Here is a 25,354-nt window from a genome sequence, read left to right on the forward strand (position 1 = left end):
GGTGAATTTGAAGATGACAGATCGGTTAAACGGGAAAGTCGCCATCATTACGGGTGGCGTGGCAGGTATCGGCTTAGGAATTGCGGAATGCTACGTGCGTGAAGGCGCTAAGGTGGTTTTGACCGCCAACCATAACGTGGATGGTGGGAAGGCTGCCGTGGCCAAGTTCGGTGACGACGTCAGTCTGTTCGTGCAACAGGATGTCGCCAAAGAGGCCGATTGGCAAAAGGTGATTGAGGCGACCTTAGCGAAGTTTGGTAAACTCGATATTCTGGTGAACAACGCCGGTATCGGGGGCATGAGCCCCATCATTGAAGACCTGTCACTGGCTGATTGGCAGAAGGTCATCGATATTAACTTGACCGCCAACTTCTTGGGTGAGAAGTACGGCATCAAGGCCATGCAAAAGACCAACAACGCCAAGGGCTCCATCATCAACGTCTCTTCCGTGGCCGGGTTAGTCGGGTTGCCAACCGCCCCAGCTTACTCTGCCAGCAAGGGGGGCACTCGGATGTTGACCCACGCCACGGCATTGAACCTTGCCCACCGGGGAATTGACATTCGGGTTAATTCCGTCCACCCTGGCTGGATCGACACGGCCATCGTCCCGGCGGCCGCTAAGGAACAGCTGATTAAGACCATTCCGGTGGGCCACATGGGTGAACCCAAGGATATTGGGGAAGTCTGTGTCTACTTGGGAAGCGATGAATCGAAGTTTGCCAACGGGGCCGAATTTACGGTCGACGGGGCACAACGCGCTTAGTCCTTTTCTTTTAAATTTAGCGAATCAGGCCAAAGACTCCGTTGGAAAACGGGGTCTTTTTAATTGGCTGAAATGTGCAGGGGGGTAAGATAAGGACGGTTAATCGAGATGGGGAAGCAGGTAGGCGAGACGCAGGGCTAATGATGAAAGGGTGACAGGGGTGAATCTTGAGGAGTTATCTTGGAATGATGATCTGAAAAAGATTTTTCTAGGGGAGCGGTATGATCGGCAAGCAATTAAGAATATTTTAATGGTGAAAGCCAGTGTTCGAAGAAAGGGTCAAGGGGTCGATTACGCTACGGAATCAGCCAGCCGTGAAGAATTTGAGAACTATCAGGTGGTTCAGGACGTCTTTAAGAAATTATTCGGATTATCTGGACATCTTGATACGGATGTCATGAATTCTTTTTGGACCACTTATAAATGCTTGCTCCAGCTTAATTATCCAAATGTGTTTACCCCCGAGGGATCCACCCGGGCCGATAATTTTGAGCCGTTGCGGAAACACCAAGGACCGCTCAGAGCGGAAATCGGGTATCCGCCGTTTGATAGTCCGGATTATTTAGAGATTGACCCCAAGTACCTAACGTATTTTAGGGAAAACTATCCTCAGTTTATCCTGACCGAGCGGATGATTTGGCCCGAGTTTTTAATGCAAAATTTCAATCAGTTTGAGCGAGTTCACGGTAATATCGAACTAATGCGGTTTGCCCGATTAACCCACACCATTGGGAATATCGTCGTGGTACCGAAGGGGTTCAATAGCTGCCGGGGCGGCGGGGATTATTGGGACCTAGGGTTGAATGAATTAAAGCTATTTCTCACCACTTGCGGGGTGTGGGACGCCTTTCTCGAAAAACACTACTTAAGGGACTACGTAGATGATGATGACCAGGTTAAAACTTTCTGGCAGCAGCATTTGACGGAGCGGAAACTACCCCAAACCGCAGCAGAGATTGAGCAATTTCTAGTCAACATTAATTATGCCATTGAGCACCGGGGGCGGGACATCCTGGCCGCTCTTCGACGCCAGTGACGGTTCAAATCAGGACAACGTGAAAAAAGCATTTCACCTAGACGCGTGAAATGCTTTTTTTAATGGCATCGTTTATTTGACGATGCCTAATGTATTTAAGATCAGATAAATGTTTAAGATGATGAGCACCACGGTGACGAACCAGGAGAGGTACTTGACCCAACTGCGGTTCGCAAATTCCCCCATCAGCTTACGGTTACTGGTGAACAGCACCAGTGGAATCATGGCAAACGGTAACGCGATACTCAAGAAGACCTGAGAAAGCGTCAGCAGATTTTCAATTTTGGCTTCGTTACCGTGGTAATACAGCGCGAAGGCGACCACGGGCGTCACGGAAATCAACCGTGTCAGCAACCGTTGAGCCCATAATGGCATCTTCAGGTTGATGAAGCCTTCCATGATGATCTGGCCAGCTAAGGTCCCGGTAATCGTGGAACTTTGCCCGGACGCTAATAGGGCTAGGGCGAACAGCATACTCAGAATCGGACTGGCGATGGCCCCCATGATTTGGTTGTTGCTCAACGCGTTGTACAGGTCCACGAAACGACCCAGGTCACTGTTCGTACCGTAGAAGAGGGCCGCCCCTAAGATCAACAGTAAACTGTTGACCACGAAGGCCAGCGTTAATTGAATGTTGGAATCAATCGTGGTGAACCGGATGGCTTGCGCCACACTCTTGCGGTCCTTGCGGTCGAAGTTCCGGGTTTGCGAGATCGATGACCCCAGGTAAAGGTCATGGGGCATCACCGTCGCCCCAACAATCCCTAAGGAGAGGTAGAGCATCCCGTTATTCGTCACCACGTCGGTGGAAGGGAGGTAGCCCTTTAAGACCTGTCCCATATGGGGTTGTGAGAGAATCACTTCATATAGGAAGACGAAGAGAATCACGGCAACTAGCGTGGCCACGATGGCTTCGATCTTCCGGAAGCCCAGTTTCATTAAGACTACCCGTTGTGCTAGTTAATTAGCTGCCAGGTATCTACGAATAAAAGTTGTTCTAATCGACTTTTGAAACCACGCAGACATCGGGCCCGATTATGTTCAACCTGAAATAAAACCTGCCATTTAGAGAATAGAGTTTCGATCATGCGCCTTTGGCGCTTCAATAAGGTGCTATTCAGTCGTGATTGGGGCATGTTACGGCGTTTGGGTGTCCAGAAATCAATGTGTCGTTGCTTTAATTGATCTTTTAGTGGTTGACTAAGGTAGCCAACATCGGCCAAAACATGTGAGCAAGCGTATTGGTCAATCAATTCTGGCACTAAACGAATATCATGAATTGAAGCAGCTGAAATTGAATAGGCCACTACAATGCCTTGATTGGTGACCTGAAAATGTCCCTTTAAACCATAGAACCATTGTTTCTTGGTGGCATTATAGCCAATGTCAGCAAGTGAGCGTAAAACTTTGGCTCGATGATTACGAATTGATTGGCATAATGGGATTGGAAAACTATCTATGATGGTGTAAGTCACTGATGGTAAACAGTGTTTAACTAAACCAACCCGCAGGGTTTGGAGCAGACAGCCCATAGCTGTGCACCGTCGATTAAAACGAGATCGTTCTGGCAAACCAGTCAGCCCTAACCCAACTAACAGACGATAAAAAGCACATTGATTAGTGATACCAAGTGATACCTGCCAACACATCAAAGCCATGATAGTTACATCTGATATTTTGGCATGATTAGCATTCTTTCTTTGCCGAATTTTGCAGGAAACATAACGTTGATATAGTGGCGTTACAACCGCAACCCAGGGTTGCCAAGGTGCTTGCACGATAGTTGTAGGTTGAGTAAGATAATATTGGCTTGACATCGTTCACACTTCTTTGTTTAGGATACTTAAAAGTGTAAGCCTGCCAGGCTTTTTATGTACTTTAATTGTCCCATTTCAACTAGCACAACGGGTATTAAGACTAATAAGAGCAAAACATCGGCGGCGGTAATCAGAATCCCGACAATCAGGGGGAAGCCGAAGAGTAACTCTAAGGCAATCCCGGACCCGATAATTTCGGCAATATCCGTGGCCACGATGGCGGCTTCAGTAATAATCCATAAGATGATGCCGGTAAATTTTCCCGTATGTTCACGGGTCAGTTGCGCCAAATCTTTCCCCGTTACAATCCCGAGTCTAGCCGACATGGCTTGAAGAAGCATGGCAATCAGACTCGACATCAGAACGACGGTCAGCAGGGTGTACTTGTAGTTGGCCCCACCACCGATTGACGTAATCCAGTTCCCTGGGTCCATATACCCGACGGCAATCAGGGCGCCCGGACCAGTGTAGGCAATTAAGGTTCGCCAGAAGCCGGCGTTTTGCGGCACATCCACACTTCCGTTAACTTCGTCGAGACTCTTTTGGCCGGACCCCGTTGACTCGAGCATGTGATGCTTGGTTTTCGCATCGGTTTCGCGATTTTTCATTGAAAAACCCCTCTTTTCTATTCAGTTTTAGAAATTCAGGTAGTCCGTAGACTGCTGCTTTTCTACGTGGCAACGGGACTAATTAATGAGTGGTGTTCCGACGGATCATCGACTAAACTCATGATCAATCCCGCTATCAATTCAACCGTAAGTATAAGCTAATTGGGCGGGATGTCAACTGTCACTGTTGTTGATTTAGGACTACCTAAAAAGATTTTTACCGTAAAAATATTATAAGTTGTCGAGATGGTAACGGTTCCGTGTGGCCCACAACTTTTTTTCAAAAAAATATGGGCCCCCTAAATCGCCCTAAAGTAGAACAAAAAACTTGGGGGACCTCATTGTTTAGACGATAATTAGAAGACGTCGTTTATAAAGCAAAATAAGCTAGTTCCAAAAACTAGATGAATGCGTTATAATCGTTTTAATTAAGCGGGCGGGTGACGCGTCCGCTAACTGACTGAAAACTAAGAAATGAGGCATCATTATGGCAGCAGAGAAAATTGCAATATTAGTTGATTCATGTTCCGACGTCCCCAGTGACGTCCTCCACGCCGCCGATATGGCATTGGCCCCGATGAACGTGATTTTTCGTGATCGGGTCTATGAGGACCGGGTCACCATTACGCCCGCCGAATTTTACCGGCGGCAAGCGCTCGAACCGGCGAGCACGGCCAGCCCCACGGGAAAACGCATCATCGAGGCGCTGGATCAGATCCAAGCGTCAGGGTACACCCACGTAATCGCCGTTAGCATCTCAGCCAAGCTGTCCGGAACCTATCAGGAGATGCAGCTGCTAGCGGAGGATTCACCGCTGACGGTCCACGTGATCAATACCCGCAGTGTGGGGATCGGCAGTGGGTTTGCGGCCATTTACGCCGCTCAGCTGCGCGACCAGGGGCTGACCTTTGACCAGATTGTGGCCGAGGTCGAACGAGTGACGGCCCAGACCAAGGTCTTCTTCTACGTGCCCAGCTTAAAGTACCTGCAGGCCGGGGGCCGCATTGGCCGAGTTGCCGGGATGGCGGGGACCTTACTCAATGTTAAGCCCATCATCTCTTGCGATGATCAGGGGGTCTACTATCCCATTGCCAAGGTTCGTGGGGAGAAAAAGACGCTGAAAAAGTTAATGGATTTGGTTGCTCAGGCCATCGGCACGGCCACGAAGGTCAACATCGCCGTGGTCGACGGGGTCAATCCCACCTTACGTGAGGAAATGCTCCAACGACTAAAGGCCGCTTACCCGCAGGTCTTGCAGTGGTATGCTGGCGACGTGTCTCCTGCCCTAGGTGTGCATACCGGGCCGGGGTTGATCGGCATCGGGGTGCAAGTCCTCGATTAGATCGAGCCTGAATTCGAAACCGCTCGTTACTGATTAGGGGGGATTGGCAAGCTTGATTTGCCCAAAAGAAAACCACGATGGCGGATGCGCTATCGTGGCTTGAGGGGGGTACGAGCAGAGTTTAAGACTTTGGGGGAGTGCTAAGTTCCGCTCGTTAGAATAATAAGAATTTGGTGCAACTTCAGTTAACAGCGTCACAGCTATTAACTTGACTGTAGTGTAACCCTTACCGATGTTTGGGCGCAATTGATTGGTTCGATAAATATCTTAATAATAAGGTGAACGTTACTTGTGCCCCAAACAAGTTGAACCACTAAACGAAATGTGCTAAATTGTTAAGCTGCTTTGAGACGAAACGTCCTAATGATTCCTTTCCTAAGCGTTGCTGACTTCACTAGCCTGGCGAAAAAAGACCTGACAAACCATCATTTGGCCGTATAATAGAGCTATGAGATTAATCTAGTAGGGGACTTATCACGAGTTCCTGTCAAGTAAGCGAGTAATCATAGCCGCGATTAACGGACTTAGATTGCTTCAGGAGGATAATGAGTTAATGGATTTGAGTTTAGTCGAGTTAGCAGTCATATCGGGTGCGACTAGTGCCATTGGCCGGTTGCGGACCCACCGCAAGTTGGCCCGTTGGCAGCGGCAGCGGCCGACGATCACGCCACAAGTGCCCACGATTTTCGTGCACGGGCTGCGGGGCAGTTCGAAGACCATGAAGGAAATGCTGACGGCCGCCGTGAAGTTCGGGTACCATCAACCGTTAACCATTCATATTACGCACGCTGGTAAACTCAAGGTCAGTGGCCGCTGGGACGACTCGGTTGCCCATCCGTTGATTCAGGTCACGTTTGGCAACAACCAGGCGCGACTATCCTTTCAGGTTCGGTGGCTTCATGAAGTCATGATTTATCTGCGGGGGCAACACGGGGTGCAAGCGTATAACGCTGTGGGACATTCTGCCGGGAGCGTCGCCTTAGTGGCCTATGCCGAGGCTTACGGACAAGATTCCTGGCTACCGCAGCTCCAAAAGCTGGTGACAATCGCCGGACCGTTTAACGGGGTGATTGGCATGAACGAAAGTCACAACACCAATTCGTTGGCGGCGAGCGGTCGCCCTAAGATCGTCTACCCCAAGAATTTTTGATTCCCCAGTTACGCGGACCTTTACCGGGACCGCCAGCACTTCCCAGCCGCCGCGGATGTGTTGAACATCTACGGGGATATCAATGACGGAACGCATTCAGACCGTTACATTTCCACGGCATCGGCGCGGTCGTTGCGGTACCTATTGGGTTCGATCCCAGCGAGTTTTCGAGAAGTAGGCTTTCGCGGCGCCACGGCGGAACACAGCCGGTTGCATGACAACCCCCACGTGCAGGAACTGGTCTTTGACTTCCTGTTTCGCGCAACCCAATCCCAGCAACTGGTGCCATCCAAATTCATTCATTAAGACAACAAAAAACCTCGAACAACATGCGGATTGTTCGGGGTTTTTAATTAGGAATCTGCTCGTATAAATCACTTGTTTTGGGGGGAGTGCATCTATAGACAGTGATTCCCGTGTCTATCACAGTGCTTAAGGTCAGAACGTATCACGAACTAACTATGGGTATCATAGTCAGATTAACGGTGGTTTGCAAGCGAATTGTAACGGCTATCACAAAATGGTTAGACCGTTTGTCCGCAAAGCTGTTATGCTGAAAGATAATGGGACTATTTAATCGCTGGTAGGTTAAAACAGGTTGGGTAGGCAAAAATTATGGTATTGACCACCTGAAAAGGATGAAGAGTGCCGCCTAAGCCACTTAAATCAGGTTTTAACGCTGATTTAATTAACTATTTTAGGTGCATTTTGCACATATACCCGTCACTTTTGATAATGTGTGAGGCTTTGGGGGTAAAATACCGGGTTTTGCGAGCCAAGTCGTTTATCTTTTGCTAACTTTCTAGTAGACTGCTGGTAGAATCGTTTTTTTCATGTAGGAGGGTAAACATGAAAGTCATCATTGTGGGTAGTACACACGCCGGAACGAATGCGGCGCTATAAATTTTACGGGATCATCCCGAAACTGATGTGACCATTTATGAACGGCACACCAACGTTTCGTTCTTATCCTGTGGGATTTCATTATATTTAGACGGCCAAGTTAAGCATTTGGAAGACATGTTCTATTCTTCGCCGGAGCAATTAACGTCGCTGGGGGCAACCATCAAGACGCGGTTTAACGTTTTGAAGATTGATGCGACAGCGAAGACGTTAGAGGCGGTTAACATGGACACGGGGGACATGGTTAATGATACCTATGATAAGTTAATCATGGCCACGGGTTCCACGGTGACGGTCCCACCAATCTTTGGGATCGATGAAGATAAGGTCCTACTCTGCAAGAACTACGATCAGGCCAAGGCGATTTACGAAACGGCTAAGGACAATAAGCGCATTGCCGTTATTGGGGCTGGGTATATTGGGACCGAATTGGCCGAAAGTTATGCACGAACCGACCATGAGGTTTTGTTGCTGCAATCACGAGACATTGTTTTGAACCACTATGTGGACAAGAACTTCTCTGATAAAGTGATTAATTTACTAGAGGACAAGGGTGTCGAAGTCCACTTGGATTCCCGGGTAACGTCCTTCACCAGTGATGATAAGGGTGAACTGGTCATCGAAAGTACACAGGGCGACTACACAGCCGACCTGGCCATCGTCTGCACGGGCTTTGTGCCCAACACCGAACTCTTACGGGGTCAGGTGGACATGGATCGTCACGGGGCCATCATCATTAACGACTACGTGCAAACGTCAAATCCCGACATCTTCGCCTGTGGGGACGCTAGTGTGGTAAACTTCAACCCAACGGGCAAACCAGCCTACACGCCGTTAGCCACGAACGCGGTACGGCAGGGGATGTTGGCCGGAATCAACGTCTTTGGGAACATCCAACAATACATGGGGACCCAAGCAACGTCAGCCATGAACCTCTTCGGGTACACGCTAGCCTCGACTGGGTTAACCTTGGACCACGCTAAGCGCAACGATTTCAACGCGGACATGGTGACCTTCGAGGGAACTTGGCGGCCAGAATACATGCCATCGACGGATAAGTTGACCATCAATCTGGTTTACGACCGGGATAGTCGGCGAATCCTGGGGGCCCAGCTGTTTAGTAAGCATGAAGTGGCCCAATCGGCGAACGCCATCTCGATTGCCATCCAAAACCGTAACACGATCGACGACCTGTCCTTCGTGGATATGCTGTTCCAGCCAAACTTTGACGATCCGTTCAACTACCTGAACTTGGTCGCCCAGATGGCCGTGGAAAAAGAAACGCAACGGGGGAACAATCACCCACGTTTAACGGCGGCAGCGCACCACGTTCAAGCAGCCGATCAACAATAATTAAAGTCTAACCACGTAGCGTGATGATTAAGTCACACTATTTTTGTGCCCAAAACTAAAAGCTGGTCAAACGATACCCCCTGGGGTATAATGTACTTATTAGTTAAACAGGAGGACCAGACAATGCAAGCAATTACGAGTAAAGATTTTGAACATGTGGGTGACGGTACGGCCGTGACCGTGGTGGACTTTTGGGCGTCGTGGTGCGGGCCGTGTAAGATGCAGACTCCCGTCCTAGAGGATTTGGATCAAGAATATGGCGACCAGGTGAAGTTTGCGTCGCTTGACGTGGACCAGAACCAGGACTTAGCGCAACAACTTGGTATCATGAGTATTCCGTCACTAGTAATCTTTAAGAACGGTGCTCCGGTGGAAAAAGTCGTGGGGTACCATCCTAAAGCGGCGCTGAAAAAGTATTTGGATGAAAAGCTAGATGAGGTGCAGGCCTAATGGGACAACCAACAGCCACCCGGTTGAAGAACCGGTTGCGACGAACCGATGGCCAACTTCAGGGCATCTTGAAGATGGTCGATGAAGGGCGCGATTGTCAGGATATTCTGACCCAGTTGGCAGCAGTACGGTCGAGCGTTGAACGGATTATGGGGGTCGTGGTGGCGGAAAACGTCAAGCAGTGTATCACGGCGGACCAACTTGACACCGACCAACAAGCGCAATTAGAAGCGGCTTTAGAATTAGTCGTTAAGAATCACTAGGTTAAAAATATCTGCTTTGCCAATCAGTAGTGAGAGTCTGGGACAAAAGTCGCAGACTCTTTATCGTCTCCGAACGTCTGGTGCCGAAACGTGTGCCAAAAGGCGCTGGTTCCGCTTAACCCCGTAAAGTCGCCAGCCAAGCCAAGTCCAGGATTGTCCGTCTTACGAACCGTCGTTCATGCTTACCAGCTAATCGCCTTTTGTTCCGTTCTCATAACTTAGTGGCAATTTACGTGAATTTTCCCTATCATGGAACTAGTAGTAATTTCAGAAGGGAGTGGCACACGTGGCAAATCGCCCAGCCATGACAGCACAAAACGCGGCGTTGCGGGAACAATTGACCCCGACGAATCGCGAGTATTGGGACCAACTCGCTGGCCTGCTTGCCCAGCAACCGAAACCTACTAGTGACGCCCAAATTCACGACCTCTTAACGGGGTTACTGGTCGCGCAGAATCGCCAAGAAGACGCCAGTCAATTTTTCGGCGGAACACCAGAAGAGGCGGTTCGTACCCTGACGGCCACGTTATGGCCGCGACCGTGGTGGTTAACTAGTGATCTTTGGTTCCCGTTTATCTTGTTCACCGTAGGCATTATTTTACCCACGGTCGTCTTACCGGCGGTTCCGTTACAACTATCGCTCGTAGCCGTTCAATACGGCCTGTTGGTGATCGCGTTAGGCTTGGGGATTTGGTTAGCGCCCAAGTTCAGCCCGCGGGGACGCCTAGTAAGCTGGGGGATTATCGTAGTCGCTTTGCTGGCGGCGCTAAGCGTTGCGGCACGGTGGGTTCCGGCGGCGGGGTTGGTGTATCTAACCCGTAAAGGGGGCAGCGTCTTTCTGCTTGCCTTTGCCGTGGTCGTTACGGGATTAATCGTGGGGGTGCAACGCCGCCAGACGGCATCGTGGTTGCCGGCACTGACCGCCGACGTGTGGATTACGACCTTATTGGCCCTGATGGCCCGGATTGCCCCCACGTCGAGTCTGATGGTGACCGCGACGGGAAATCTGGTGATTGCTTTGGGGACCATTCTGGGGGACCTGAGCATTCTAATTATCGGTTGGCACATCTGGCAAACGCGGCAGTCGGCTAACGATGAAGACAACTCTAACGTTAAATAACGAAAACGACTCCCTGACATCTGCCGGGGAGTCGTTTTGGTTACTGTGCTGATTAGCAATTAGTGGGTCCGCACATCCTTGTCTGGTTGTACGGGTGATAGCACCGAGTTGGCTAAGCGTTCAAGACGGACGCTAGCCACGGGTCAAAAACCACTGGGGTCCAGCGCGTCGGTTTGAAAGCTCGACACGGGGGTGAGACTCAGCGATTTGCGCAGATCACTAGAAATTTTTTGGATGGTCTTTTGCGAAGCAATCTGGTAGTCGATGCCGTTGATGATTGCCGGCTGGCCTTGCAGCGTCTGGGACTGGATGTGGCGGCTGGTATGGCCGTACTTGGTTCGTAACCAGACTAAGTCTTTAAACGAGAGGTTGGTCTGCATATTGCTCTGCAGCGATCCCAAAACGGATTGGTAGCGGGTCAGTGATGATAGGCTAACTTCCTTGAGGACCAAGGCCTTAATGACCTGTCGTTGCCGGGCTTGGCGGCCATAGTCGCCGAGCGGATCGTCGTCACGCATCCGTGAATAGGCCAGCGCTTGGGCGCCGTTAAGGTGAATCTTGTGGCCCTTGACCACGTTGGCCTGTTCGTAGTGGAACGTCAGTGGTGGCGTCACGGTTACCCCACCAACCGCGTTAATCATTTTCTCTAGGCCGCCCATATTCAATAGAACGTAATAGTGAATGGGAATGTTTACCAGGTGTTCCACCGTCTTAATGGTGGTTGTTGGCCCGTATAACGGATAGGCGGCGTTGATCTTCTCTTCGTCTTGGCGGCTTCCCCAGATGTTGACCAGGGTATCCCGGGGAATGCTGGTTAGTTTAGCGGTTTGCTGCTGTGGGTTGATGGTGGCCACGATCATCGTGTCGGTCCGGCCCACGTCGTGACGCCCCAACGCTCCGGTGTCGGTTCCTAATAAGAGAACGGCAAAGGGCTTTCCGCTGGTAATCGTGGTGTCACTAGGCTTGCTGGGTAGTGCGTGATAGGTTTGGGAGAACGTTTTTTGGGCGGCCTGGTAAGCCCGCCAACCGTAAACGCCCCCGCCAATCAGTAAAATCAAAATTCCTAAAAGAAGCCACTTTCCCCAGCTACGGTGGCTGAAGTGTGGTTGCCGTGGTGGTAACGGCGTTTCATCATTCATGTGTGGTTCCCCCTCCGATGATTTCGCCTCTAAGTATAAGCAAAGTGGTGGATAAAGGGCTAAGACTTTACCACAATTAGGCTAAACTTTTCCCTTTCTTAGGGCTCTTAAGAAAACTAAAAATATTCGTGGTTTTTGACGTTTTGGTGTACAGTAAAAGGGAACGATTAAGTTAAAAATAGCAAAGGGAGTTGGCAGAATAATGGCAAAAGTTGAGAGTTTTACGTTAGACCACACCGCCGTTAAGGCACCTTACGTACGTTTAATTACGCGGGAAACGGGTAAGAAGGGTGACGTGATTTTGAACTTTGATTTGCGGCTCGTTCAACCTAACGAAAACGCAATCCCCACCGCTGGGTTACATACGATCGAACACTTACTAGCGGGTTACTTACGAGACGAAATGGACGGGGTAATTGACTGTTCGCCATTCGGTTGCCGGACCGGGTTCCACTTGATTACCTGGGGTGAACAATCCACCGAAGAAGTGGCTAAGGCGTTGAAGGCGGCACTGCACCGAATTGCCTACAATACGGAGTGGAAGGACGTTCAAGGGACCGACAAGTACAGTTGTGGGAACTACCGGGACCACAGCCTTTTCTCCGCTAAGGAATGGTGTGTGGACATTCTAGATAAGGGGATTTCGAAGGATCCCTTCACGCGTGAAGTCATCTAATTAAGCTTGAGCATCAATCCTAACGGGTGGCCAGTTAACTGGTTGCCCGTTTTCTATTGGAGTAAAGTCAATACCCTAAGTTAGTGTCCCTAGACATCAGCTAATCGGGTGACGCGTATACTGAACTTAACATCCGCAACCGTTGGGGCGGTTCGGAAAGCTTCGTGGGTATTGGGAAAAATAAAGAGGGGGATGGTTAGGATGCGTTGGCGACAGTTTTGGGGTGTGTTAGCCACCATCGGCTTAATCAGTTGTTTGACCATTTCGGCGCACGCGATGCCAATTGTGCACCAGAAATCCAATGGGTTGTATGCGACATCCTTGCGTCGAACGCGCCATTTAAACGATAAACAGGTCCACTACGTGAAGGTGCCCAAGCACTATGCACACGCTAAGCACCCGCACGGCGTCGACACGTTACGGGCCATTAAGGGGCGCAAGATCACGTTTAAAACCAAGTACTTATTACCGTATCCTGGGTATCATCGGCAGGCTTGGGGCAATCCGCAGAGTCTGACTCGCGCTGGCCGGTATCTGTATGTCGTGTATTGTCCCACTAAGCTGAAGAATAAGGGGCGCATTGTGCGGATCGATGAGCACAAGTTAGCGAAGCTGCACGCAACGCCCCGGCAGTTACAGAAGGTCTATACCAAGGCGGCCAATCACAGTAAGCGAGAACGGGTGATCCGGCGGGCGATTAAAGTGGGTCCGTTGTTCGTCACGGGGCACGGGCAATCGTTAGCTTATAATCCACGGAACCACCACCTGTATATGTGGTGCGACCGAGAAAAGGCTCCCCGCGTTCCCGTTAATCAGTACGGTTATATCAACCGGATTAGCGCCAAGAAATTACGACCGGTACACCAGATTCGCTTTCGGCTAAAACAAGGGCGGTATGCGGTCCCTGGCGGCCACGTCCTGGCCTTTGACCGGGCTGGTCGCGCCTATTTCTGGAGCTGTCCGTCTGGGCACCGGGCTTATATCTATCAGGGGCGCATCACGGATCATCGGGTGAAGTTTCGGTTGACCCGCCAAATTCTGACCCGGGGACCGGGGACCCGCGTGCAAAGCATTGGCTATAATCCCCGCAATCATCGCCTGTATCTGGTCGCGGATGATTCGATTGTGAACTTACCCGTGAAGAAGTTGGCGGGGAAAGGTCACCTAACCAGTCGCCAGGTGCACTGGACGCGGTTTGCCTCCCGGCGAGAGTTCGAGGGCTTAGACTTCAATAAAAAGGGTCAGGCGTACCTCTTGAGTAACCACCATCCCGAAGTCTTGGTGGGGAATCGCACCACCTGGTAGGGCGACGATCAAGGCTGTGGGGCGTGGTGAGTCAGTACGGCCACGTCCCTAGTCGGGATACCTTAAAATATAAATAAATTCATGAGACGTTTAATCCCCCGCTTGCGGTGAAGCACGTATAATGGGTGTGAAGACGGAAGTAGGGGGAATTCGATGCAAGCTCTTTGGCGTTTTAACCAATACGTTAGCCATTGGCGGGCGATGCAGGTGATTAAGCAGGCTTTACGGGTCACGTACCCGTTCATCTTGGTCATGACCTTAATCAGTGCAATCGGGCAAAGTTGCCTAGCCGCCAACGGCTTTTTCTTTCAAATTTATCATATCGGCAAGTGGTTACCGGGGCTGGTGCTGTGGCGGGAGGCCTTTCAGGTCATGGGACTCGTGGTAAACAACGTTGTCGCCGTGATTGTGGCGTTTGCGACCGGTTACTTTCTTGCCTTAACCTATAAGCGGAGTGGTCTAGCGGTCGGCCTGTTGAGCGCTTTGGCCTTTTTGACGCTGAACGTTAACTATGCGGTGCTCGATCAGACCAAGCGCGCGGGGGAACCCGGGGCACAGTTCGTCGAAAATAATCTGGGACCGCAGGGGATCTTCCTGGCAATTGTCGTGGGACTCAGCGTCGGGTGGTTTGTCAGCCGGCTATTGGCGAAGGCCACGCATTGGCGTTGGGTTGCGCACCTAACGCTGACCGGTCGGGTTGCTTGGTCGCTCGTGATTGTGCTGGTCATCACCGTTACGATGGGCTACGGGCTCAGCTGGTTAACGGACGGCGGACTCAACGGCCTGGTCTATCTAGGGACCAGTGCACTAATCACCAACCCGGGACATTATGGCATCATGATTCTGGCCGTCACGTCGTTCAACAATTTACTGTGGTGGTTGGGATTGATTGGACCGGTTGGGCTGGCCGGTAATAATTCGGTGCGGTCCCTGCAAAATTTGGCCGCCGCGGTTCAGCACGGTTCCGTATGGCATGCGCCGTATCCGGTAACCTTACACACCCTGGGGGACGCCTACGCGAACTTCGGGGGCGCTGGGATGACTCTGGCGCTGATCATTGCGATTTGGTTAGGGTCACGGCAGGTGCATTATCGCCACATCGCCAACCAGACATTTTTGCCGAACCTGGTGAACTTAAACAATGCGACCTTATTGGGGTTGCCGGTGCTGTACAATCCGATTTTATTGATTCCGTTTCTGGTTGCGCCCGCCGTCAACATCGTGTTAGCGTGGTGTGCCATCACCTGGAAGCTGGTGCCGCCAATGGCTTACCCGATGCCCAGAACGACGCCGGGACCGTTGATGGCTTTTCTGGGAACTGGCGGCGATTGGCGAGCGCTATTACTAAGTCTGGTGTGCTTGGCAACGTCCGTGCTAATCTATTTGCCGTTTGTCAAACTGTTGAATCAAGCGGATCAGGAGGCGACCGATGATGAAGCGTAAGCTAATGATCGGGAGCCTGACGATCGTGTTGGTGCTCGCCGTCTTCATCCCTAGCCTGTTGTGGTTGCAACAGCGAATTACCCACTATAAGACCAATTATCGGACCCCGCTAGATCCGACCATCATGGTCCCGGGGTCGAGTGCTAGTCAGGACCGTTTCGATACCCTGATTACCCAGTTACGAGAGGAAACCAAGACCGCTCATAGCGTGTTGAAGGTCAAGGTGGCCACCAACGGGCAGTTATCCTATACTGGCAGCATTCGGCGGGGCGATAACCAACCGTTTATCGTGATTGCCTTTGAAAATAACCATGACGGGTACACGAACATCAATAAGCAGGCGCAGTGGTTGAATATTGCCTTTAAATCCCTCGTGCAGACCTACCACTTTAACCATTTCTCGGCACTGGGACATTCCAACGGGGGGCTAATTCTGAGCCTGTTTTTGGAAAAGTACTTCGCGCAGACTAAAAACGTGACGATCGATCGGCTAATGACCATCGCGACGCCGTACAACATGGAGTCTGACAGTACCACGACGCAGACTGCGATGCTAAAAGAATTGATTGCTGGCCGCCGTAACTTGCCCAAGAAGCTGACGGTGTACTCGGTGGCCGGAACGGAAAACTATTCCAGTGACGGGACCGTTCCCGTCAACAGTGTTAACCAGGGGAAGTACGTCTTCCAAAACTACGTGGCGCATTACACTCAAATTACGGTGACGGGCGACGATACGACCCATTCGGATTTACCACAAAATAAACAGATCGTGTTATTAATTCGTCAATATCTCCTGCAAGAAAACGTCCCGGAGAAGTCACCGACTAAGAAGCGGCGACAGATTAGTCGGGCCGCTGACGCCCGCGATACCGACCTACAGTGAGGAGGCCCCTTTCGTGAACTTTCGACAACTTGAATACTTTCTGGCCGTGGCGAACGCTGGACAAATCACGGCTGCCGCGCAGCAGCTCCACATGGCGCAACCGCCGTTGAGTTATCAGCTTAAGCAGCTCGAGGCCGAATTAGGGGTACAATTACTCCACCGAACGTCCAGTGGAACTAGCTTGACGCCGGCCGGGCAACTCTTACGGGATTACGCCCAACAGCTGCTGGATTTACGGAATCGCGCGGATAGCCAGGTGCGGTCGTTAGGCCAGGGCTTGGCAGGGGTTTTGTCGGTGGGGGTGATCTCATCGTCAATCGGAGCCACTCCCAACGCGAAGTTGCGAACGTTGACCCGGCACTACCCCAAGGTGCAGATTCGTTTGTTCGAGGATAATACCTATGGGTTGATCGACCGGTTGGAGAAACGGCTAATTGACGTGGCCATTGTGCGGACCCCCTTTAGCGGTCCCAAGTTGGCCAGTAAAGAATTGACCGCCGAAGCTATGGCGGCCGTGGTTCCTCATAAGTACGATCACTTTGCGGGAGCGACGATTCAGGTCGAGGACTTGGCAACGGTCCCGTTGATTATTTACCGACGGTTCGAGGGACTCTTTCAAGCGACCTTCCGTCAGAAGGCCATTAACCCCTTCATCGCGTGCACCTGTGACGACGCCCGAACGGCGGTTCAATGGGCCAACGCCCAAATGGGAGTTGCCATTGTCCCGCAATCCGTGGCGGAACAGGGGAGCAATCCGCAAACCAGTATCCGACCAATTCGTTACCGCCCGTGGCGGACCACCCTTAAGTTGGTCTGGCCCGCGCAGGTGACGCCTGGTCCCCTGCTGCAACGGTTTATCGAGAGTTACTAGGCGGCTGCAAGTCGCTAAGCAGATATATTCTAGATACAAATTAGGCAACCTTGCCATACTTTTTAAGTATGTCAAGGCTGCCTTTTTTGCAATCGGTTACTTCGGCCACCGCAAGGCGTTGGTGCGTAGTGCTGGTTTTAAAAAACGGGACAGAGCACGAATTAATCTTTTGAGATGTAAATCACAATATCGTAATAATTCAATTTAAATCGTTGCTTAAATAGCAAGTACTTTTGTGCAGCGTACACAACCAACGCCCCGTCGATCGGGCGGTCCCGCTTGCTCCCACCCCCGGAAAAGTTGATAATCAAAGGTGTTAAGAAACGAATTGAGGAGGGTTAACTCATGGGACAAACTGCCTTAATCATGTTAGGCGTAGGGGTGTTCGCCGGGATTGCCGGGGCCATTCTAGGAATCGGTGGGGGCATGATCATCACGCCAATTCTCACCCTGGGCATGGGGTTAAACATTAAATACGCAATCGGGGCCAGCATTATCGCCGTGATTGCGACCAGTTCGGGCTCGACCATCGCGTATCTACGCGATAACGTGCTGAACCTACGGGTGGCCATGTTTTTGGAAATTGCGACCACCATCGGGGCCATCGTCGGGGCATTACTAACCGGCGTCTTGGATCCCAAGTACCTGTACTTACTATTCGGTTGCCTGTTGGTGTTTTCAAGCTGGAACATGTACCGCAAGTTGCGGCGCGGTCAGGAAGTCTTGCACCGGGTCGAACCGGATAAGATTGCGACTAAGCTCAAACTGAACGGTTCGTACTACGATAAAGCCGAGATGAAGGACGTCGACTACCAGGTTGAAAACGTGCCGGCCGGATTCTCCGTGATGTTCGGAGCCGGCGTGGCGAGTGGGCTACTGGGGATTGGATCCGGGGCCTTCAAGGTCATGGCGATGGACACCTTCATGAAAATGCCGTTAAAGCCGTCCAGTTCGACGTCGAACTTGATGATGGGGGTTACCGCGGCGGCCAGCGCTACGGTCTACTTCTTCAACGGATCAATTTTGCCCACCATCGCCGTGCCGATGGCCTTAGGGATTTTAGTCGGGGCCGTCTTAGGGTCGCGCATCATGCAGATCTTACCATCGCGTTGGATTCGCATTGTCTTTATTCCGGTCTTGCTCTACATTGGCGGTCAGATGGTCTTTAAGGGATTGGGGGTTCACTTCTAATGACAGAAAAACCAGCAACGGCGCAAGAAATGGCGCAAGTTGAAACCATTATTGGTCGGATCTTACAGGTTGGGGTGATTTTCTCGGCAATTGTGATGGCCATTGGGTTGGTGATGTTTCTGGCGACCGGCCATTCCGGCTACCCGGGAACCACGATGCCGTTAAGCATGGGGGCCATCTTGCTGGGCACCTGGCAATTAAAGCCCTTTGCCATTATGATGCTGGGCGTCTATTGCTTGATCTTGACGCCTGTGCTCCGAGTGGTCGTGTCGATTTATGCTTTCTATAAGGAAAAGGATCACCTCTACGTGGCCATTACCACCACGGTCCTGATTATCCTGATTATTGCATTAGTGATTGGGGTTTACGGTAAGTAACGTTGAAATGGGATGCCCGTTTGCCAACGTTCAGCAACACCCAACAAAAATTAGTTGACGCCAAGAGCCTGGGACAAAAGTCTCGGGCTTTTTAGTAGTTGCCTTTAGGCCCGGTTGAGCACGCTAAAGCGCGCGAAACAAAAACCCACCTGCTTTGCGGGTGGATAACAATTGGTTATACAAAATAATCCCCCATCGAATTACAATAGAGGTGTCTGAAGCCAACATTGTAATTTGAAAGGAGATTATAAACTATGGCCAATAAACTCAACAGCCTAGCACATACGAAATGGTTGTGTAAATATCATATCGTATTTACCCCCAAGTATAGACGGAAGATTATCTACAATCAATATCGACGTGATTTACAAGAATACATCAAACTTCTGTGTAAATATAAAGGTGTCACGATTATTGAAGGATATATGATGCCGGACCACGTTCACCTGTTGGTCAGTATCCCACCAAAGCTAAGTGTCTCGTCCTTCATGGGATATTTGAAGGGGAAGAGTGCCTTAATGATGTTTGATCGACACGCCAATCTAAAGTATAAATTCGGCAATCGGCACTTCTGGTCAGAAGGGTATTATGTCACAACAGTAGGCATGAACGAAGCGACCATCAAGAAATATATTCAAGATCAAGAGAAGCATGACATGGCGCTTGATAAATTAACGACCAAGGAATATACCGACCCTTTTAAGGGTTAGAGGTCCAGCATTCCGCACGCCGCTTAAAGCGGCCCGCCACAGTGATTGATGCAATTTGGCTTTTGACAAAAAGCCAGCGCCTTGAGACGCTGGCAGTACATACCGGGCTTATAGCCCGTGAGCAAGCCACCCGTTTTACGGGTGGTCTTGACTGTCTCCGGATATTTGGTGTCGAAACGTGCGCCAAAAGGCAGTTGGTTCCGTTTAACCCCGTAAGCCAGCTAAGCGCCTTTCACCTCACTCTTTTTTATTTAAGCGGTCGGTGAGGGACTATGCTACACTAATCAGTATTAAGAATTTGTGAACTGACCGGGCGACCTTGTTAAATTAATTTACAGGATAGACGCCGGCCTTGTAGGATAGAAAAGGAGGACCAACGAACTCGTGGGAATGCAGCAACAGGAAGCCTGGCGTCGGAACTTAGCCGTATTGTGGCTGGGAACCTTCATTGCCGGGATGGGATTCAGTGAAATTATGCCGTTTTTGTCATTGTACGTGGATGATCTAGGAACCTTTACCAAGGGCCAATTGACCATGTATAGCGGGGTAACGTACGCGGTGACCTTCTTGGTGATTGCGTTAGTATCGCCCGTTTGGGGTCGGTTAGCGGACCGCAAAGGCCGGAAGCTCATGCTGCTGCGATCATCGTTGGGGATGGCCGTGGTCATTGGCGCCATGGGTTTTGTCACCAACGTCTGGCAACTGATCGGACTGCGGTTTTTACAGGGGCTCTTTGCCGGCTACATTCCCAACGCCAGTGCGCTAGTTGCTGCGGAAACACCGCGCAAACAGAGCGGTCGAGCGCTGGGCGTTCTGACCACGGGCTACGTCAGTGGTAACTTGATTGGACCGGTCTTAGGCGGGATTCTGGCCCAGGTCTTTACCATTCGCTGGACTTTTGTGCTCACCGGCATCCTGTTGCTCATTGTCTTTACGTTAAGTGCGACGATGGTTCACGAGCATTTCCAACCCGTGACCCGCGACCAACAGGCCCAGCGGGGAAATGTCCTGCAATCCTTCAAGAATCCGACGTTGATTCTGGTCCTGTTAACGTCGACCATGATTATCCAGATGGGCAATAACTCAATTACCCCCATCATCAGCTTGTACGTGCGGCAGCTCATGCACGGTGTCGGACCGGTGACCGTGGTGGCCGGAATCATCGCGGCGTTACCCGGCATCTCAACGTTGTTGTCCGCCCCGAAGCTCGGTGAATACGGCGACCGGCGGGGAACCCAACGCGTGCTGATTTTCGGCTACGTGTTTGCGGTTTTGATGTACTTGCCGCAAGGCTTTATCACCAGTGTCTGGTTGCTGGGAGTCTTTCGCTTTATGATCGGGATTTCCGACGGCGCGCTGTTCCCGGTGGTGCAGACCATGCTGACCAAGAACTCGCCGCAGGAGCTGACGGGGACCGTCTTTAGCTGGAACCAATCATTTCAGGCGCTGGGAAGTATGCTGGGGTCCCTGTTGGGTGGGCTGATTGCCAATTGGTTCAACTACAGCGGCGTCTTTACCTTTACCGCGCTGACTTTACTATTAAACTTTCTGTTGCTGTGGTGGCTGGTTCCCGAAATCCGGCACTGGCGGCAACGGGCTTAGGAGATTACAGTCATGACTGAGGAAACACCCAAAGAGAATTTACCCGCGGCCTTCGTCAACGACCCCACGTCGTTACAGGCCATCGATCAGTTTCGCCAATTAATGTTGAATTACCGCAGTGCCATCCAGGTGATGCGCACCAAGATTCGCTATCTTGATCAGGAGTACCAGATTCAAAACGGTCATAGCTTGGTCGATAGTCTGCAATCGCGGATCAAATCGCCCGAAAGTATCTTAGAAAAGGTGCAGCGCAAGCACTTTGACTTTAACTTAAATACTCTGCCTAACGAGATGCACGACATCGCCGGGATTCGAATCATCGTGCGGTTCGAAGACGACATCCAGGCGATGGAGCAACGATTAGCTTGTCAGCCGGATATCCGCATCTTGCGACGCAAGGACTACATTACCCATCCTAAACCCAACGGTTATCGCAGCCTGCACCTAATTTTAGCGGTGCCGGTGTTTCTAGCGGCCGGGACGATTCAGGTCAAGGTGGAGGTCCAGATTCGCACGATTGCCATGAATTTCTGGGCGTCGCTTGAACACGAATTGAATTACAAAAAACAGATGGCGCACCAAGCGGAGCTTAAACAAGAACTCCTCGAAAAGGCGCAGCTGGTGCACCAATTGGATCACGATATGAACGCCATTAAGAATCAAATTCGGCGTAACGAGAATTCGGCGGGCCCCAAGCCGGTTTAAAATCACCAGGTGAGTAGTGAGCATTAACGATAAAGTGACCATTCTTCCAAATTCAGGAAGAATGGTCACTTTCGTTTAATGGAACTAATAACCCTTAGGCACTCGGTTCGACACCGGACGAGTAAGGGGACGAAGACGTAGCCCAGAACATCGCTTGATGACGTTATTGGTCCTGAGGCGTTAACTTCCTAGCGCCACCACTAACGGGATGGTTATCAAGCTAAGAATGGTCGAGAGGCTCATTACGGCGATAGCGGGGGCGGCATCGCCGTGAATTTGCAGGGTGAAGAGAACCACGATGCCGGCTACCGGACAGGCAATCATGATTAGCGTGGTGGTGTAGGCAATCCCGCTGACCCCCAGGACCGTTAAGAGACCGGCACCCAGTAGCGGAAAGACCAGGTTGCGTAAGAGCAACGTTAGCCCGAGCCAGGGGTTAAGCATTTGCCGGCTAAACGTGATTTGTGCCAGACTGTTACCGATGACGATCATCGATAACGGCGTGTTGACCGATCCGACCGCCGTGACGATGTGATTTAGGGTCCCGGGCAGGTGCCAACCACTCACGAAGAGTAGCAGGCCGACCACGATGGCGATAATGTTAGGGTTTAACAGGATTTGTCGGTACTGGTGGGTGGCTGGTGCGTGGAATAAACGCACACCCAGCGTCCAACTGAACAGGTTGAACCCGGCTAAGGCCACCACGGCGTAGAACACACCGGTACTGCCGAAGAGCGCACTGATGAGCGGAATTCCCATGAATCCGGCGTTCGAATAAATACTACCGTATTGGGTGATCCGCCGCAGGTTGGGGTCGTGAAGGTGACCAAAGATCAGCCGGGCGAGTAAGGTCACCACCACGTACCAGATGAGGGTTCCTGCGGCGGCGAGCAAGAATTGATGCAGGCGTGATCCCGAGAAGGGCTGTTCGAAGGCTCCGATAATTAAGCAGGGGGAGACCACGTAGAGTAAGATGTTGGTCAGGTCGTTAGCGGTTTGGGCGTGCATGAAGTGACATTTATTGATGAGCACCCCAATGAGCATCAAGCCGAACATCAGGATAATTTGATTCGTTAATTGACCGAGTTGCACAAAGAAACTTCCTTCCGTGAAACGTTTTTTTTAGGGTAAGTCTGGAGCCTGTCTTAAAAGGCTAAGTTAGAGGATTCAGCGCCTCCGGACTAACCCGGTCAGCAACGGGCTGGAACGGAGTGGGCACGGCTTCAAGCCCACAGGACAGGTCTTGAAGACCGACCTGTGTCTGAGGTTCGAGCCGGTAAAGAACACCGGCCAACACAAATTTCACTCCTGAGCCCATTTCTGACTGGTCCTCCAGCTCACGCTGATGGTGAAATTTTGATGGAGAACTTTCCAGACACATTTATCGCTGTGTGAGTGAGCGTTTCAGTATGATGACTTATTTTAAAGTAGGTCTAGTTTTTTTGATAAGGTTGATCGATCGAGTCAGCGAATTCCGGACCAGTTAAGAAACTGGCTAGGGGAGAAAGCATGGGTTCAAAATCATAGGTCAACACAAAACGACCGCAAAACCGGTGGGCTTTACGGTCGTTTTTAGTTATCCGGAGTTCCCCAGCGTGGCCGTTGGGTAGCGGCGGATGGTGCTAGTTCTTCGCAGACTTCTGATCACTACGAGCCAGTAACGCGATCCCATTGACCGCGATAAGGGCAGCGATGGCCATCGTCACGCCAATTTGCAGAGGTTGATAAGTCATCTCTTCTAGTGCTTGACCGACATAACCGATCACTTCACCGAAAATAACAGACCAGATCACCACGACGATATTTGATGCGAGCCACTTCATCCGCGTCACCTCACAATCTCGTTAATCGTTATTAGTTTAACACGATTGGGTGTTAATCGGTAGTTAAGATTTGCTGCGGTCGGGTAATTTTCCCGGCGAAGTCGTGAGGGTTGCGTTCACCCAGTAAACCAGATATAATTATTTGAATACTATAAACGGGTTGAAGCGACTGCTTTTCAAGAATGAGGTTGGCCTTGGGTTGGGCGACCACGGGAGAAGTGGACGCTTTTTTTGTGTCCAAAAGGAGGGCCAACATGGAATTATTAGGAAATTTAACGTTGATATTACTGGCAACCACCATTGTCGGGCACTTTAGCACACGCATCGGCATTCCGGCGGTGATTGGTCAGCTATTAGTGGGAATTGTTCTGGGGCCAGCCATGTTGGGGTGGTTACATTTGACGCATGGCTTAGAGGGGTTCGCCGAGATCGGGGTCATTGTCTTGATGTTTATCGCGGGGCTGGAAAGTGACCTGCAACTGTTGAAACGTTACCTGAAACCCAGTGTGTTCGTGGCAATTCTAGGCGTCATCGTGCCGGTTCTAGGGACGTTTTGGGTCGCGGAGCTCTACCACTTACCACTGACGGAAAGCTTATTCTTAGGGGTGATTTTTGCCGCCACGTCGGTGTCCATCTCGGTAGAGGTTTTAAAGGAAATGAACGCACTCAGTAGCCGGGAAGGGACCACCATTCTGGGGGCCGCGGTGGTCGACGATGTGTTAGCCGTGGTGATCTTGAGTGTTCTGGTTTCGACCACCGGTACCGCGGTTGGCGGGCATACCTCCAGCAATCTCCTGGTGACGACGTTGATGCAAATCGTGTACTTCGTTGCCATTTACTTCGTGGTCAAGTGGCTGGCACCGTACATGGCCAAGATGGGGACCCGGCTCTTGATTCCAATGGGGGAAACCCTAATGGCCATCATTCTGTGTTTCGGGATGGCTTACGTGGCCGAATTAGTCGGCTTGAGCGATGTGGTGGGGGCCTTCTTCGCGGGGATCGCGATTTCCCAAACGTCCGTTAAATCGACGGTTGACCGCCACATCGAACCGGTCGGCTACGCGGTATTCATCCCCGTGTTCTTCGTCAGCATCGGGCTCAACATGGACTTTAACGGTCTGGGTAAGCAGATTGGGTTTATCCTAGTGTTAACGGTAGTCGCCGTGGTGTCCAAGTTAGTCGGTGCCGGTGGAGGCGCCAAGCTGGCCGGCTTCTCGTGGCTGAGTTCCACCGCGGTCGGTGCTGGGATGGTCTCCCGGGGGGAAATGGCCCTGATTATCGCCCAGATTGGGTACCAAGCGAAGTTGATGTCGCCGGTTCGTTATTCGGCCATCGTGGCTGCCATTATTTTGGCCACGTTGGTTGCGCCGTTCCTGCTACGGTGGACCATGAATCAGGTGACCAAGGGACAAAAGGACCGCTCCAAGGTGCGGCCGTTAAAAGATTAATTAAGTCAGAAGGTCACGCCAAAACGCGTGGCCTTTTTTGGTGGAAGCAAGTAAGTAGTCCGTGCCTCACCAGCTGAATGGCCAGAAGTGTTAAAATAAGGCTATCAATAATGTTGACCATTAAGCGGGGAACTAGTGGTCGTTAACCAAACGCAATGCGGGATCTAATGGAAATAGGGGAGCAAGTTATGAGAGTAAGTTTTAACCATAAATTTTACCGGAACTGGCCCTTCTGGGTCGGAATTGTCTTTCTGGTGGGGGATGGGTGTTTACGATTCTTTGCCGGAATGTTGAGTGATCCGCTAGGTGTCTTAATTGGATTAATGTGGGTGGCCATCGGGGTATTTTACCCGTTGAATCGTTCCTAAAAATAGCC

The 25,354-nt window shown here is 51.0% G+C and carries 23 protein-coding genes and 3 pseudogenes; 20 read left to right on the top strand and 6 right to left on the bottom strand.

Features of this window, described 5'->3' with window-relative positions:
• The first annotated feature begins 13 nt into the window (after positions 1-13).
• Together RI501_RS02860 and RI501_RS02865 are read left to right on the top strand one after the other, a co-directional pair.
• Positions 14-763: a glucose 1-dehydrogenase gene (locus RI501_RS02860; protein WP_313820272.1), complete on the top strand. Its 750-nt coding sequence runs from the start codon at positions 14-16 to the stop codon at positions 761-763.
• A gap of 160 nt (positions 764-923) precedes the next feature.
• Positions 924-1,799 carry a hypothetical protein gene (locus RI501_RS02865; protein ID WP_313820273.1) on the top strand — a complete coding sequence of 292 codons (876 nt, stop codon included), beginning with the start codon at positions 924-926 and terminating at the stop codon, positions 1,797-1,799.
• 72 nt (positions 1,800-1,871) lie between these two features.
• Here the strand turns inward: RI501_RS02865 and RI501_RS02870 are convergent.
• The 3 genes and pseudogenes from RI501_RS02870 to RI501_RS02880 form a co-directional block, all read right to left on the bottom strand.
• A pseudogene (locus tag RI501_RS02870) lies at positions 1,872-2,747 on the bottom strand (divalent metal cation transporter); the annotation flags it as partial.
• Between the two features lie 8 nt (positions 2,748-2,755).
• Complete coding sequence (locus RI501_RS02875) at positions 2,756-3,616, bottom strand: IS982 family transposase (protein ID WP_042521211.1); 861 nt, start codon at positions 3,614-3,616, stop codon at positions 2,756-2,758.
• 92 nt (positions 3,617-3,708) lie between these two features.
• Positions 3,709-4,224 (bottom strand): annotated as a pseudogene (locus tag RI501_RS02880) (Nramp family divalent metal transporter); the annotation flags it as partial.
• A 487-nt stretch (positions 4,225-4,711) separates the two neighbouring features.
• On the opposite strand from RI501_RS02880, the gene RI501_RS02885 reads away from it, so the two are divergent.
• The 6 genes and pseudogenes from RI501_RS02885 to RI501_RS02910 all read left to right on the top strand — a co-directional run bounded on the left by RI501_RS02885 (position 4,712) and on the right by RI501_RS02910 (position 10,805).
• The gene (locus tag RI501_RS02885; RefSeq protein WP_313820274.1) at positions 4,712-5,566 is read left to right on the top strand and encodes a DegV family protein; all 855 of its coding nucleotides are present in this window, start codon (positions 4,712-4,714) and stop codon (positions 5,564-5,566) included.
• A gap of 553 nt (positions 5,567-6,119) precedes the next feature.
• Positions 6,120-7,022 (top strand): annotated as a pseudogene (locus RI501_RS02890) (alpha/beta hydrolase).
• Positions 7,023-7,619: 597 nt separating this feature from the next.
• A complete protein-coding gene (locus RI501_RS02895; RefSeq protein WP_313823119.1) occupies positions 7,620-8,972 on the top strand; it encodes an FAD-dependent oxidoreductase in 1,353 nt (450 codons plus the stop codon).
• 123 nt (positions 8,973-9,095) lie between these two features.
• A complete protein-coding gene (gene trxA, locus RI501_RS02900; protein ID WP_313820275.1) occupies positions 9,096-9,422 on the top strand; it encodes a thioredoxin in 327 nt (108 codons plus the stop codon).
• Positions 9,422-9,685, top strand: a complete 264-nt coding sequence (locus RI501_RS02905; RefSeq protein WP_313820276.1) for a metal-sensitive transcriptional regulator — start codon at positions 9,422-9,424, stop codon at positions 9,683-9,685. The genes trxA and RI501_RS02905 overlap by 1 nt, the downstream gene beginning before the upstream one ends.
• 286 nt (positions 9,686-9,971) lie before the next feature.
• The gene (locus RI501_RS02910; protein WP_313820277.1) at positions 9,972-10,805 is read left to right on the top strand and encodes a DUF1129 domain-containing protein; all 834 of its coding nucleotides are present in this window, start codon (positions 9,972-9,974) and stop codon (positions 10,803-10,805) included.
• A gap of 143 nt (positions 10,806-10,948) precedes the next feature.
• Here RI501_RS02910 and RI501_RS02915 read toward each other — a convergent pair whose 3' ends face one another.
• Positions 10,949-11,944, bottom strand: a complete 996-nt coding sequence (locus RI501_RS02915; RefSeq protein WP_313820278.1) for an LCP family protein — start codon at positions 11,942-11,944, stop codon at positions 10,949-10,951.
• Positions 11,945-12,146: 202 nt separating this feature from the next.
• Here RI501_RS02915 and RI501_RS02920 point away from each other — a divergent pair, with 202 nt between their 5' ends.
• From RI501_RS02920 to RI501_RS02965, 10 genes are all read left to right on the top strand, one after another.
• Positions 12,147-12,620 carry an S-ribosylhomocysteine lyase gene (locus RI501_RS02920; protein ID WP_313820279.1) on the top strand — a complete coding sequence of 158 codons (474 nt, stop codon included), beginning with the start codon at positions 12,147-12,149 and terminating at the stop codon, positions 12,618-12,620.
• 201 nt (positions 12,621-12,821) lie between these two features.
• Positions 12,822-13,925: a hypothetical protein gene (locus tag RI501_RS02925; RefSeq protein WP_313820280.1), complete on the top strand. Its 1,104-nt coding sequence runs from the start codon at positions 12,822-12,824 to the stop codon at positions 13,923-13,925.
• Between the two features lie 153 nt (positions 13,926-14,078).
• Positions 14,079-15,368 carry a PTS transporter subunit EIIC gene (locus RI501_RS02930; RefSeq protein WP_313820281.1) on the top strand — a complete coding sequence of 430 codons (1,290 nt, stop codon included), beginning with the start codon at positions 14,079-14,081 and terminating at the stop codon, positions 15,366-15,368.
• Positions 15,355-16,251, top strand: a complete 897-nt coding sequence (locus tag RI501_RS02935; protein WP_396442506.1) for an alpha/beta hydrolase — start codon at positions 15,355-15,357, stop codon at positions 16,249-16,251. Before RI501_RS02930 ends, RI501_RS02935 begins: the two co-directional genes overlap by 14 nt.
• A 13-nt stretch (positions 16,252-16,264) precedes the next feature.
• Entirely contained in the window at positions 16,265-17,122 is an 858-nt protein-coding gene (locus RI501_RS02940; RefSeq protein WP_313820283.1) for a LysR family transcriptional regulator, read from the top strand.
• Positions 17,123-17,467: 345 nt separating this feature from the next.
• The gene (locus RI501_RS02945) at positions 17,468-18,313 is read left to right on the top strand and encodes a sulfite exporter TauE/SafE family protein (protein ID WP_313820284.1); all 846 of its coding nucleotides are present in this window, start codon (positions 17,468-17,470) and stop codon (positions 18,311-18,313) included.
• On the top strand, positions 18,313-18,690 hold the full coding sequence (locus tag RI501_RS02950; protein WP_313820285.1) for a DUF1634 domain-containing protein: 378 nt from the start codon (positions 18,313-18,315) through the stop codon (positions 18,688-18,690). Before RI501_RS02945 ends, RI501_RS02950 begins: the two co-directional genes overlap by 1 nt.
• A 254-nt stretch (positions 18,691-18,944) precedes the next feature.
• Complete coding sequence (gene tnpA / locus RI501_RS02955) at positions 18,945-19,400, top strand: IS200/IS605 family transposase (protein ID WP_313820286.1); 456 nt, start codon at positions 18,945-18,947, stop codon at positions 19,398-19,400.
• A gap of 390 nt (positions 19,401-19,790) precedes the next feature.
• Positions 19,791-21,002, top strand: coding sequence for an MFS transporter (locus RI501_RS02960; RefSeq protein ID WP_313823121.1), 1,212 nt, complete (start codon positions 19,791-19,793; stop codon positions 21,000-21,002).
• Positions 21,003-21,014: 12 nt separating this feature from the next.
• The gene (locus tag RI501_RS02965; protein ID WP_313820287.1) at positions 21,015-21,707 is read left to right on the top strand and encodes a GTP pyrophosphokinase; all 693 of its coding nucleotides are present in this window, start codon (positions 21,015-21,017) and stop codon (positions 21,705-21,707) included.
• A 180-nt stretch (positions 21,708-21,887) separates the two neighbouring features.
• Here RI501_RS02965 and RI501_RS02970 read toward each other — a convergent pair whose 3' ends face one another.
• Both RI501_RS02970 and RI501_RS02975 read right to left on the bottom strand, forming a co-directional pair.
• Complete coding sequence (locus RI501_RS02970; protein ID WP_313820288.1) at positions 21,888-22,799, bottom strand: AEC family transporter; 912 nt, start codon at positions 22,797-22,799, stop codon at positions 21,888-21,890.
• Between the two features lie 530 nt (positions 22,800-23,329).
• Positions 23,330-23,530, bottom strand: coding sequence for a YjzD family protein (locus RI501_RS02975; protein ID WP_313820289.1), 201 nt, complete (start codon positions 23,528-23,530; stop codon positions 23,330-23,332).
• Between the two features lie 254 nt (positions 23,531-23,784).
• Between RI501_RS02975 and RI501_RS02980 the strand changes: the two genes are divergently transcribed.
• Positions 23,785-24,978: a cation:proton antiporter gene (locus tag RI501_RS02980; protein WP_313820290.1), complete on the top strand. Its 1,194-nt coding sequence runs from the start codon at positions 23,785-23,787 to the stop codon at positions 24,976-24,978.
• A 188-nt stretch (positions 24,979-25,166) separates the two neighbouring features.
• Complete coding sequence (locus RI501_RS02985) at positions 25,167-25,346, top strand: hypothetical protein (RefSeq protein WP_313820291.1); 180 nt, start codon at positions 25,167-25,169, stop codon at positions 25,344-25,346.
• Positions 25,347-25,354 lie beyond the last annotated feature (8 nt).

The sequence above is a fragment of the Levilactobacillus zymae genome (assembly GCF_032190635.1).
Lineage (GTDB): Bacteria > Bacillota > Bacilli > Lactobacillales > Lactobacillaceae > Levilactobacillus > Levilactobacillus zymae_A.